Raw genomic sequence first — 13,008 nt, 5'->3', positions numbered from 1 at the left:
AAAGGTGACGACGAGCATGGCTCAAGCGACCGTTGGCCGGAAGCGTATCCGCAGATACTACGGCAAGATCCGCGAAGTCCTGGAGATGCCGAACCTGATCGAGGTTCAGAAATCCTCCTACGACCTGTTCCTGAAATCCGGCGACGGCCCCAAGGCCAGCGACGGCGAAGGCATCCAGGGCGTGTTTCAGTCGGTCTTCCCGATCAAGGACTTCAACGAGCACGCGATCCTCGAGTTCGTGAAGTACGAGCTGGAAAAGCCGAAGTACGACGTCGATGAATGCCAGGCGCGCGACATGACCTATTCGGCGCCGCTCAAGGTGACGCTGCGCCTCATCGTGTTCGATATCGATGAGGATACCGGTGCGAAGTCGGTCAAGGACATCAAGGAGCAGGACGTCTACATGGGCGACATGCCCCTGATGACGCCCAACGGCACCTTCATCGTCAACGGCACCGAGCGCGTCATCGTTTCCCAGATGCACCGCTCGCCGGGCGTGTTCTTCGACCACGACAAGGGCAAGACCCATTCCTCGGGCAAGCTCCTGTTTGCCTGCCGGATCATTCCGTACCGCGGGTCTTGGCTGGACTTCGAGTTCGACGCCAAGGACATCGTGTTTGCACGCATCGACCGCCGCCGGAAGCTTCCGGTGACGACGCTGCTTTACGCGCTTGGGCTCGACCAGGAAGGCATCATGGATGCCTACTACAACACGGTCGACTTCAAGCTGGTCAAAAACAAGGGCTGGGTGACCAAGTTCTTCCCCGAGCGGGTTCGCGGCACGCGCCCGACCTATGACCTCGTGGATGCGGCCACGGGCGAGGTGATCTGCAAGGCGGGCGACAAGGTCACGCCGCGCATGGTCAAGAAGCTGATCGACGAAGGCAAGGTGACGGAGCTTCTGGTTCCGTTCGACCACATCCTTGGCCGCTATGTCTCCAAGGACATCATCAACGAGGACACCGGCGCCATCTACGTCGAAGCGGGGGATGAGATCACCCAGACGCTCGACAAGGACGGCGAGGTTTCGGGCGGCACGCTGAAGGTGCTTCTGGACAACGGCATCACCACGATTCCGGTCCTCGACATCGACAACATCAACGTCGGCCCGTATATCCGCAACACGATGGCCGCGGACAAGAACATGAACCGCGACCAGGCGCTGATGGACATCTATCGCGTCATGCGTCCAGGCGAGCCGCCCACCGTCGAGGCGGCCTCGGCACTGTTCGACACGCTCTTCTTCGACAAGGAGCGCTATGACCTCTCGGCCGTTGGCCGGGTCAAGATGAACATGCGCCTGAACCTCGGCAAACCCGACACGCAGCGCACGCTGGACCGCGACGACATCATTGCCTGTGTCAAGGCGCTGGTTGAACTGCGCGACGGCAAGGGCGAGATCGACGACATCGACCACCTCGGCAACCGCCGGGTGCGTTCGGTCGGCGAGCTGATGGAGAACCAGTACCGCGTCGGCCTGCTGCGCATGGAGCGCGCGATCAAGGAGCGTATGTCCTCGGTCGAGATCGACACGGTCATGCCGCAGGACCTGATCAACGCCAAGCCGGCGGCTGCCGCGGTGCGTGAGTTCTTCGGCTCTTCCCAGCTGTCGCAGTTCATGGACCAGACCAACCCGCTGTCCGAAGTGACGCACAAGCGGCGCCTCTCGGCCCTTGGGCCGGGCGGTCTGACGCGCGAGCGCGCGGGCTTCGAGGTGCGCGACGTGCACCCGACCCACTATGGCCGGATGTGCCCGATCGAAACGCCCGAAGGTCCGAACATCGGCCTGATCAACTCGCTGGCCACCTTCGCCCGCGTGAACAAGTACGGCTTCATCGAAACCCCGTACCGCAAGGTGCAGGGCGGCAAGGTGACCGACGAAGTCCAGTACATGTCGGCCACCGAAGAAATGCGCCACACTGTTGCGCAGGCGAACGCGACCTTGGACGAGCAGGGCAACTTCATCAACGAGCTGGTCTCAACCCGCCAGTCGGGCGAATACACGCTGGCTCCGCGCGAAAGCGTCGACCTGATCGACGTGTCGCCGAAGCAGCTGGTTTCGGTCGCGGCCTCGCTCATCCCGTTCCTTGAAAACGACGACGCCAACCGTGCGCTCATGGGCTCGAACATGCAGCGTCAGGCGGTTCCGCTTCTGCAGGCGGACGCGCCGTTCGTCGGTACAGGGATCGAGGCGGTTGTCGCCACCGACTCCGGCGCGGCGATCATGGCCAAGCGCGGCGGGATCATCGACCAGGTCGACGCGACCCGTATCGTCGTGCGCGCGACCGAGGATCTTGAGATCGGCGACGCTGGCGTGGACATCTACCGTCTGCGCAAGTTCCAGCGGTCGAACCAGTCGACCTGCATCAACCAGCGTCCGCTGGTGAAGGTGGGCGACCGGGTCGCCAAGGGCGAGGTCATCGCGGATGGTCCCTCGACCGACATGGGCGAACTGGCGCTTGGCAAGAACGTCATCGTCGCGTTCATGCCCTGGAACGGCTACAACTACGAAGACTCGATCCTGATCTCCGAACGCATCGTGCGCGACGACGTCTTCACCTCGATCCACATCGAGGAACATGAAGTCGCCGCCCGCGACACCAAGCTCGGGCCCGAGGAAATCACCCGCGACATCCCGAACGTCGGCGAGGAAGCGCTGCGCAACCTTGACGAGGCGGGCATCGTCTACATCGGCGCCGAAGTCGGGCCGGGCGACATCCTTGTCGGCAAGATCACGCCCAAGGGCGAAAGCCCGATGACGCCGGAAGAAAAGCTTCTGCGCGCCATCTTCGGCGAAAAGGCGTCCGACGTGCGCGACACCTCGCTGCGCCTGCCGCCGGGGGACTACGGCACCGTCGTGGAGGTTCGCGTCTTCAACCGGCACGGCGTCGACAAGGACGAGCGTGCGCTGCAGATCGAGCGCGAGGAAGTCGAGCGTCTGGCCCGCGACCGGGACGACGAGCAGGCGATCCTCGAGCGCAACATCTACGCGCGCCTCAAGTCGATGATCCTGGGCAAGACCGCGGTCAAGGGCCCGAAGGGCATCAAGGCCGGGGCGGTGATCGACGAGGAACTGCTGGACTCGCTCTCGCGCGGCCAGTGGTGGCAGCTTGCCCTTGGTGAAGAGCAGGACGCCCAGAACGTCGAGGCGCTGAACGCGCAGTTCGAGGCGCAGAAGCGCGCTCTCGAGCACCGGTTCGAGGACAAGGTCGAAAAGGTCCGCCGTGGCGACGACCTGCCGCCGGGCGTCATGAAGATGGTCAAGGTCTTCGTCGCGGTGAAGCGCAAGCTGCAGCCGGGCGACAAGATGGCCGGCCGTCACGGCAACAAGGGTGTCGTTTCGAAGGTGGTTCCGATCGAGGACATGCCGTTCCTCGGCGACGGTACCCCGGTCGACATGGTGCTGAACCCGCTTGGCGTGCCGTCGCGCATGAACGTCGGTCAGATCCTGGAAACCCACATGGGCTGGGCCGCACGCGGCCTGGGCATCCGGATCGACGACGCGCTGTCCGACTACCGCCGCACGGGCGACCTGACCCCGGTTCGCGACGCGCTGAAGCATGGCTACGGCGACGAAGCCTATGAAGAGGCGTTCGCCGCTCTCGACGAGGATGATCTTGTCGAGCGTGCCCAGACCGTGAAGCGTGGCGTACCCATCGCGACCCCGGTCTTCGACGGCGCCAAGGAAGCCGACGTCAACGATGCGCTGATGCGGGCGGGCTTCGACCTGTCCGGCCAGTCGAACCTTTACGACGGCCGCACGGGCGAGAAGTTCCAGCGCAAGGTCACCGTCGGCGTGAAGTACCTTCTGAAGCTTCACCACCTTGTCGACGACAAGATCCACGCGCGTTCGACCGGGCCGTACTCGCTCGTCACCCAGCAGCCGCTGGGCGGCAAGGCGCAGTTCGGTGGCCAGCGCTTCGGCGAGATGGAGGTCTGGGCACTCGAAGCCTACGGCGCCGCCTACACCCTGCAGGAGATGCTGACGGTGAAGTCGGACGATGTGGCGGGCCGGACCAAGGTCTACGAGTCGATCGTCAAGGGCGAGGACAACTTCGAGGCCGGCGTGCCGGAATCGTTCAACGTTCTCGTCAAGGAAGTGCGGGGCCTCGGCCTCAACATGGAACTCCTGGATGCGGAGGGAGAGGAATAAGGCGGGAGATATCCCGCCCCACTCCCACCGCGCCATTTCAAGGATTTGAAGATGAACCAGGAACTGACCACCAACCCGTTCAACCCGCTGGCCTCGCCCAAGCAGTTCGACGAGATCAAGATCTCGCTCGCCTCGCCCGAGCGCATCCTCAGCTGGTCCTACGGGGAGATCAAGAAACCCGAAACGATCAACTACCGTACCTTCAAGCCGGAGCGGGACGGGCTTTTCTGCGCCCGGATCTTCGGGCCGATCAAGGACTACGAATGCCTTTGCGGCAAATACAAGCGCATGAAGTATCGCGGCGTCGTCTGCGAGAAATGCGGTGTTGAAGTCACGCTCCAGAAGGTGCGTCGCGAGCGGATGGGCCATATCGAGCTCGCCGCCCCCGTCGCCCATATCTGGTTCCTGAAGTCGCTGCCGTCGCGCATCGGCCTGATGCTGGACATGACGCTGCGGGATCTGGAACGCATTCTCTACTTCGAGAACTACGTCGTGATCGAGCCGGGTCTGACTGACCTGTCCTACGGTCAGCTGATGACCGAAGAGGAATATCTGGACGCGCAGGACCAGTACGGCGCGGACGCGTTCACGGCGAACATCGGCGCCGAGGCGATCCGCGACATGCTGGCCGCCATCGACCTGGACGCGACCGCCGAACAGCTGCGCGAGGAGCTGAAGGAAGCGACAGGCGAACTGAAACCGAAGAAGATCATCAAGCGGCTGAAGATCGTCGAGTCCTTCCTGGAATCCGGCAACCGCCCGGAATGGATGGTGCTGACCGTCGTTCCCGTGATTCCGCCGGAACTGCGCCCTCTGGTGCCGCTGGATGGTGGCCGTTTCGCGACCTCGGACCTGAACGACCTCTACCGCCGGGTGATCAACCGGAACAATCGTCTGAAGCGTCTGATCGAGCTGCGCGCGCCCGACATCATCGTGCGCAACGAAAAGCGCATGCTGCAGGAATCGGTGGACGCGCTGTTCGACAACGGCCGTCGCGGCCGCGTCATCACGGGCGCCAACAAGCGCCCGCTGAAGTCGCTGTCCGACATGCTGAAGGGCAAACAGGGCCGCTTCCGCCAGAACCTGCTGGGCAAGCGCGTGGACTTCTCGGGCCGTTCGGTCATCGTGACCGGTCCGGAGCTGAAGCTTCACCAGTGCGGCCTGCCGAAGAAGATGGCGCTCGAGCTGTTCAAGCCGTTCATCTATTCGCGGCTTGAGGCCAAGGGTCTGTCCTCGACCGTCAAGCAGGCGAAGAAGCTGGTCGAGAAGGAGCGCCCCGAGGTCTGGGACATCCTCGACGAGGTCATCCGCGAACACCCGGTGCTTCTGAACCGCGCGCCGACGCTGCACCGCCTGGGCATCCAGGCGTTCGAGCCGGTGCTGATCGAAGGCAAGGCGATCCAGCTTCACCCGCTGGTCTGTTCGGCCTTCAACGCAGACTTCGACGGCGACCAGATGGCCGTGCACGTCCCGCTGTCGCTGGAAGCGCAGCTGGAAGCGCGCGTTCTGATGATGTCGACGAACAACGTGCTCTCGCCCGCCAACGGCGCGCCGATCATCGTTCCGTCGCAGGACATGGTGCTTGGTCTCTACTACGTGTCGATGATGCGCGAGGGGATGCAGGGCGAAGGCATGGTCTTCGCCTCGGTCGACGAGGTGCAGCACGCGCTGGACGCCGGCGCTGTTCACCTTCACGCCAAGATCCAGTGCCGCGTCTCGCAGATCGACGGGGAAGGCAACGAAGTCTTCAAACGCTTCGAAACCACGCCGGGCCGCGTGCGGCTGGGCGCGCTTCTTCCGAAGAACGCCAAGGCGCCCTTCGAACTGGTCAACCGCCTTCTGCGCAAGAAGGACGTGCAGAACGTCATCGATACCGTCTACCGCTACTGCGGCCAGAAGGAATCGGTCATCTTCTGCGACCAGATCATGGGCATGGGCTTCCGCGAAGCGTTCAAGGCCGGCATTTCCTTCGGCAAGGATGACATGGTCATCCCCGACAAGAAGTGGACGATCGTCAACGACGTGCGCGACCAGGTCAAGGAATTCGAGCAGCAGTACATGGACGGCCTGATCACTCAGGGCGAAAAGTACAACAAGGTGGTCGACGCCTGGTCGAAATGCTCGGACGCCGTGGCCGCGGCCATGATGAACGAGATCTCGGCCGTCCGTAAGGACGACGCCGGGGCAGAGCTCGAGCCGAACTCGGTCTACATGATGTCGCACTCGGGCGCGCGGGGTTCGCCGGCGCAGATGAAGCAGCTTGGCGGTATGCGCGGCCTGATGGCCAAGCCGTCGGGCGAGATCATCGAAACGCCGATCATCTCGAACTTCAAGGAAGGCCTGACCGTGCTCGAGTACTTCAACTCGACCCACGGCGCCCGCAAGGGTCTGGCCGACACCGCGCTCAAGACCGCGAACTCGGGCTACCTGACCCGGCGTCTGGTCGACGTGGCGCAGGACTGCATCGTGCGTCTGCGCGATTGCGGCACCGAACGTGCGATCACGGCCTCGGCCGCGGTCAACGACGGTGAGGTCGTGTCGCCGCTGTCCGAGCGGATCCTGGGCCGCGTGGCTGCCGACGATATCATGGTGCCGGGCACCGACGAGATCATCGTGCAGAAGAACGAGCTGATCGACGAACGCAAGGCCGACGCTGTGGAAACAGCGGGCGTGGCGTCCGTCCGCATCCGCTCTGCGTTGACCTGCGAGGCCGAAGAGGGCGTCTGCGCCATGTGCTACGGCCGTGACCTTGCGCGCGGCACGATGGTCAATATCGGCGAGGCTGTCGGCATCATCGCCGCGCAGTCGATCGGTGAACCGGGCACGCAGCTGACGATGCGGACTTTCCACATCGGCGGCATCGCTCAGGGCGGCCAGCAGTCCTTCCAGGAAGCCAGCCAGGAGGGCAAGGTCGAGTTCCGCAACGCAATGCTGCTGGAAAACGCCAATGGCGAACACATCGTCATGGGCCGTTCGATGCAGATCGCGATCATCGACGACGCGGGACAGGAACGTGCGTCCTACAAGGTGTCCTACGGCGCGAAGATCCACGTCAAGGACGGCCAGGCCGTCAAGCGTGGCGCCAAGCTGTTCGAATGGGACCCCTACACGCTTCCGATCATCGCCGAAAAGGCGGGTGTTGCGAAGTTCGTGGACCTCATCTCGGGCATCGCCGTGCGCGAGGATACCGACGATGCGACCGGCATGACCCAGAAGATCGTGACCGACTGGCGCACCGCGCCGCGCGGCAACGATCTGAAGCCGGAGATCATCGTGATGGATCCGGCGACGGGCGAGCCCGTTCGCAATGATCAGGGCAACCCGGTCAGCTACCAGATGTCGGTGGATGCGATCCTTTCGGTCGAAGATGGCCAGGAAGTTCGCGCCGGCGACGTGGTCGCCCGTATCCCGCGCGAAGGTGCGAAGACCAAGGACATCACCGGGGGTCTTCCCCGCGTGGCGGAACTTTTCGAAGCCCGCCGTCCGAAGGATCACGCCATCATCGCCGAGATCGACGGCTATGTCCGCTTCGGCAAGGACTACAAGAACAAGCGCCGCATCACGATCGAGCCGACGGACGACAGCCTGCAGCCGGTCGAGTACATGGTACCCAAGGGCAAGCACATTCCGGTTCAGGAAGGTGACCACGTCCAGAAGGGCGACTACATCATGGACGGCAACCCGGCTCCGCATGACATCCTGCGGATCATGGGGATCGAGGCGCTGGCCGACTACCTGATCGACGAGGTGCAGGACGTCTATCGTCTGCAGGGCGTGAAGATCAACGACAAGCACATCGAGGTGATCGTTCGCCAGATGCTGCAGAAGATCGAGATCCTCGACTCGGGCGAAACCACGCTTCTGAAGGGCGAGCACGTCGACAAGTCGGAGTTCGACGAGGAAAACGACAAGGTCATCGCGCGGGGCGGACGCCCGGCGGTGGGCGAGCCGGTTCTCTTGGGCATCACCAAGGCATCGCTGCAGACCCGGTCGTTCATCTCGGCGGCGTCCTTCCAGGAGACGACCCGCGTCCTGACCGAGGCCGCCGTCCAGGGCAAGCGCGACCGTCTGGTCGGGCTGAAGGAAAACGTCATCGTCGGCCGCCTGATCCCGGCGGGCACCGGTGGCGCGACCCAACGCGTGCGCCGCATCGCCCACGACCGCGACATGGAAGTGATCGAGGCACGCCGGACCGAGGCCGAACAGGCCGCGGCGCTGGCAGCCCCGATCGACGATATCGTTGCGGATGACGAACTGGGTCTGGTCGATACGCCCGAAAGCCGCGATTGATCCATACATGAAAGCCAGCGAACGGCCCCGGAAGTCCGGGGCCGTTTGCATTTGCGCGGAGCCGGAGCGGACTCGCGCCCGCGAGCCAGGCCCGAAGGATCTGCCTGACCGGAAGGGCAAACCAAATTGCCTCTGGCGCGGCGAAACCGACGCTGCTACCGCAACGTGCATGATGCTTTCCGACAACCTTCGCGGATCGATTCTGATGGCCACCGCCATGTGCGCCTTCACGCTGAATGATGCCTGCATGAAGACGGTCACGTCGGAGCTGCCCTTGTACCAGACCGCCATGTTGCGCGGAGTCTTCACGGTCCTGGCTCTGATCGCGATCTCTCCCTGGCTGGGCGGCCTGACCCTTCGCGTTTCGCGGGGCGACCGAAAGGTGCTGTTCTGGCGGACAGCAGGGGAAATCCTGGCCACGGCGTTCTTCCTGACAGCGCTGACGCATCTTCCGTTCGCCAATCTGTCTGCCATCATGCAGGCGTTGCCATTGGCGGTGACCCTGGGGGCCGCGGTCGCGTTCGGCGCACCGATCGGCTGGCGGCGCCTTACGGCCATCGCGGTCGGCTTCGCCGGCGTTCTTCTGATCGTCCGGCCGGGGCTTGCGGGGTTCGACTCCTGGTCTCTTCTGGGCCTGGCCTCCGTCCTCAGCGTGGTCGTCCGGGACCTTGCGACCCGCCGGCTTTCGCCCAGCGTTTCATCCGTCACGGTGGCCTTTGTGGCCGCGTTGTCCGTCAGCGTCGCGGCGGGGATGATGGTGCCTTTTTCTGGCTGGAAACCGGTTGGAGCCCACCATTGGCTGCTTATCCTGTCCGCATCGGGTTGCCTGATCGCCGGCTATCTGACGGTCGTCGCGGCCATGCGCGTGGGCGACATCGCCTTCGTTGCCCCGTTTCGTTACACCTCGCTTGTGGCGGCGCTTATGCTGGGATGGCTGGTCTTCGCGGAACTTCCCGATGCGATGACCTTGACGGGGGCGGCAATAATCGTGATTACCGGCATCTACACGTTCCACCGGGAACGACAGGCCAGCGGCCGCCGGCCGATGCCCGCTGCCCATACCGCCCGGATCAAGGGAACGGCGACGTGAGCTTGACGTTGGTACAACCCAGGCCGGGCGCCAGGTGATCAAAGCCTGAACGCGGGTCCCGATCCCTGCGGCGCCATGTTGACATCCCCCGCGACTCCCCCTATACGGCGCGCACTTGTGCGGCGGGAAAATCCCGTCCGTACCGGTATCAAGAACTGAAGTGGTCATGATCCGGGCCAGCAAACGGCCCCGATCCTCTGGAATTCCACCGCGTCGTCCCCGCGAAGGGGACGGATGCGGTTTTGGTGTTTTGCGGACGCGCGAGGCACGACAATGGTGAAATGCCCCCGGGAACGTCGCTGACGGGCGAACGTCGATCGGGTTGCAACATAGGGCGAGATTAATGCCGACGATTCAACAGCTGATCCGGAAGCCCCGGGAAGCCAACGCAAGAAAGTCCAAGTCCCAGCACTTGGAAAGCTGCCCGCAGAAGCGCGGCGTCTGCACGCGGGTCTACACCACGACCCCGAAGAAGCCGAACTCCGCTATGCGGAAGGTTGCCAAGGTCCGTCTGACCAATGGCTTCGAAGTGATCAGCTACATCCCCGGTGAAAAGCACAACCTTCAGGAACACTCCGTTGTCCTGATCCGCGGCGGCCGGGTGAAGGACCTTCCGGGTGTCCGTTACCACATCCTGCGCGGTGTCCTCGACACCCAGGGCGTCAAAGATCGTCGTCAGCGTCGTTCGAAATACGGCGCGAAGCGTCCGAAGTAAGGAGAAAGCGCCATGTCGCGTCGTCACGCCGCTGAAAAGCGCGAAGTTCTGCCCGATGCCAAGTTCGGTGATCGGGTTCTCACCAAGTTCATGAACAACCTGATGGTCGACGGCAAGAAATCCGTCGCCGAGCGCATCGTCTACAACGCGCTCGACCGTGTTGAAGCGCGTCTGAAGCGCCCGCCGGTTGAAGCGTTCCACGAAGCGCTCGACAACGTGAAGCCGTCGCTCGAGGTCCGCTCTCGCCGTGTCGGCGGTGCGACCTACCAGGTTCCGGTCGAAGTTCGCCCCGAGCGCCGCGAGGCCCTGGCGATCCGCTGGCTCATCACCGCCGCGAAGAACCGGAACGAAAACACGATGGAAGAGCGTCTTGCCGCCGAACTGTCCGATGCCTGCAACGGCCGCGGCACTGCGGTGAAGAAACGCGAAGACACCCACAAGATGGCCGACGCCAACAAAGCGTTCAGCCATTACCGCTGGTAACCGGCGGCACCGAGGATATCTGAAATGGCACGCGCTTACCCCCTTACGCGATACCGCAACTTCGGGATCATGGCCCACATCGACGCGGGCAAGACCACCACGACCGAGCGGATTCTCTACTACACCGGCAAGTCCCACAAGATCGGCGAAGTCCACGACGGCGCCGCGACGATGGACTGGATGGAGCAGGAACAGGAGCGTGGCATCACGATCACCTCGGCTGCCACCACCACTTTCTGGCAGCGTCAGGAAGACCCGACCGCCGAAGGCACGTCGGACACGAAGTTCCGCTTCAACATCATCGACACCCCGGGCCACGTCGACTTCACCATCGAAGTCGAACGCTCGCTGGCCGTTCTCGACGGCGCTGTCTGCCTGCTTGACGCCAACGCCGGCGTCGAACCGCAGACCGAAACCGTCTGGCGCCAGGCCGACCGCTACAAGGTTCCGCGGATCGTGTTCGTCAACAAGATGGACAAGATCGGCGCCGATTTCTTCAACTGCGTGAAGATGATCAAGGACCGCACCGGCGCGACCCCGGCTCCGATCGCTCTGCCGATCGGCGCGGAAGACAAGCTGGAAGGCATCATCGACCTGATCAAGATGGAAGAGTGGGTGTGGCAAGGCGAAGACCTCGGCGCAAGCTGGGTCCGTCAGCCGATCCGCGCCGACCTGAAGGACGTCGCCGAAGAGTGGCGCTCCAACCTCATCGAGCTTGCCGTAGAGCAGGACGATGACGCGATGGAAGCCTACCTGGAAGGCAACGAGCCGGACGAGGATACGCTGCGCAAGCTGATCCGCAAGGGCACGCTGTCGCTGACCTTCGTTCCGGTCACCGCCGGCTCGGCGTTCAAGAACAAGGGCGTCCAGCCGCTTCTGAACGCGGTCATCGACTTCCTGCCGTCGCCGCTCGACGTGCCGGCCTACATGGGCTTCGCACCGGGCGACGAAACCGAAGAGCGCAACATCGCCCGTTCGGCCGAGGATTCTCAGCCCTTCGCCGGCCTCGCGTTCAAGATCATGAACGACCCCTTCGTCGGCTCGCTGACCTTCACGCGGATCTACTCGGGCGTCCTCAAGAAGGGCGACCAGATGGTCAACTCGACCAAGGGCCGCAAGGAACGCGTCGGCCGGATGATGATGATGCACGCCATCAACCGCGAGGAAATCGACGAAGCCTTCGCGGGCGACATCATCGCGCTCGCGGGCCTCAAGGAAACGACCACCGGCGACACGCTCTGCGATCCGTCGAACCAGGTCGTTCTGGAAACGATGACCTTCCCGGAGCCGGTGATCGAGATCGCTGTCGAACCGAAGTCGAAGGCCGACCAGGAAAAGATGGGCCTCGCGCTCGCTCGCCTGGCCGCCGAAGACCCGTCGTTCCGCGTCGAGACCGATCTGGAATCCGGTCAGACCATCATGAAGGGCATGGGCGAACTTCACCTCGACATCCTGGTCGACCGCATGAAGCGGGAGTTCAAGGTCGAGGCGAACATCGGCGCCCCGCAGGTGGCTTACCGTGAGACGATTTCGCACAAGACCGAGATCGACTACACGCACAAGAAGCAGACCGGCGGTACCGGCCAGTTCGCGCGTGTTAAGCTGGAAATCGATCCGGTCGAACCGGGCGTCGGCTACTCGTTCGAAAGCCGCATCGTTGGTGGCGCGGTGCCGAAGGAATACATCCCCGGCGTCGAAAAGGGCATCAAGTCGGTCATGGACTCGGGCCCGCTTGCCGGCTTCCCGGTCATCGACTTCAAGGTGGCTCTGACGGACGGTGCCTTCCATGACGTCGACTCCAGCGTCCTGGCGTTCGAGATCGCGACCCGCGCGGCCATGCGCGAAGGCCTGAAGAAGGCCGGCGCCAAGCTGCTGGAACCGATCATGAAGGTCGAAGTCGTGACGCCGGAAGAATACACCGGCGGCATCATCGGCGACCTGACCTCGCGTCGGGGCATGGTGCAGGGGCAGGACACGCGCGGCAACGCCAACGTGATCAACGCCTTCGTGCCGCTTGCGAACATGTTCGGCTACATCAACACGCTCCGCTCGATGTCCTCGGGCCGCGCGGTGTTCACCATGCAGTTCGATCACTACGAAGCGGTGCCGCAGAACATCTCGGACGAGATCCAGAAGAAATACGCATGACGGGAAGGCGGGGTGAACCCCGCCCTACCCCTTAACCCGTAGGGCGGGGTTCACCCCGCCACCCGAAACAGGAGGCCATCATGGCAAAGGCAAAGTTTGAACGGACGAAACCGCACGTTAACGTTGGCA

Annotated in this window: 6 protein-coding genes; all 6 read left to right on the top strand. The window is 63.4% G+C overall.

What is annotated here, in order from left to right:
• Window positions 1–16 precede the first annotated feature (16 nt).
• The 6 genes from rpoB (at window position 17) to fusA (ending at window position 12,879) form a co-directional block, all read left to right on the top strand.
• A complete protein-coding gene (rpoB, locus tag OEW28_RS18390) occupies window positions 17–4,153 on the top strand; it encodes a DNA-directed RNA polymerase subunit beta (RefSeq protein WP_263736262.1) in 4,137 nt (1,378 codons plus the stop codon).
• Between the two features lie 51 nt (window positions 4,154–4,204).
• Window positions 4,205–8,443, top strand: coding sequence for a DNA-directed RNA polymerase subunit beta' (rpoC, locus tag OEW28_RS18385; protein WP_263736261.1), 4,239 nt, complete (start codon window positions 4,205–4,207; stop codon window positions 8,441–8,443).
• Between the two features lie 169 nt (window positions 8,444–8,612).
• Window positions 8,613–9,533 carry a DMT family transporter gene (locus OEW28_RS18380; RefSeq protein WP_263736260.1) on the top strand — a complete coding sequence of 307 codons (921 nt, stop codon included), beginning with the start codon at window positions 8,613–8,615 and terminating at the stop codon, window positions 9,531–9,533.
• A gap of 343 nt (window positions 9,534–9,876) precedes the next feature.
• The gene (gene rpsL / locus OEW28_RS18375) at window positions 9,877–10,248 is read left to right on the top strand and encodes a 30S ribosomal protein S12 (RefSeq protein WP_107674699.1); all 372 of its coding nucleotides are present in this window, start codon (window positions 9,877–9,879) and stop codon (window positions 10,246–10,248) included.
• 12 nt (window positions 10,249–10,260) lie between these two features.
• Window positions 10,261–10,731, top strand: a complete 471-nt coding sequence (rpsG, locus tag OEW28_RS18370) for a 30S ribosomal protein S7 (protein ID WP_263736259.1) — start codon at window positions 10,261–10,263, stop codon at window positions 10,729–10,731.
• A gap of 24 nt (window positions 10,732–10,755) precedes the next feature.
• Window positions 10,756–12,879, top strand: a complete 2,124-nt coding sequence (fusA, locus tag OEW28_RS18365) for an elongation factor G (protein WP_263736258.1) — start codon at window positions 10,756–10,758, stop codon at window positions 12,877–12,879.
• Window positions 12,880–13,008 lie beyond the last annotated feature (129 nt).

Source organism: Albidovulum marisflavi (genome assembly GCF_025751435.1).
Classification (GTDB): domain Bacteria; phylum Pseudomonadota; class Alphaproteobacteria; order Rhodobacterales; family Rhodobacteraceae; genus Albidovulum; species Albidovulum marisflavi.
Note: the sequence above shows the minus strand (reverse complement) of the source record. Positions and strands in the feature narration are given on the sequence as shown.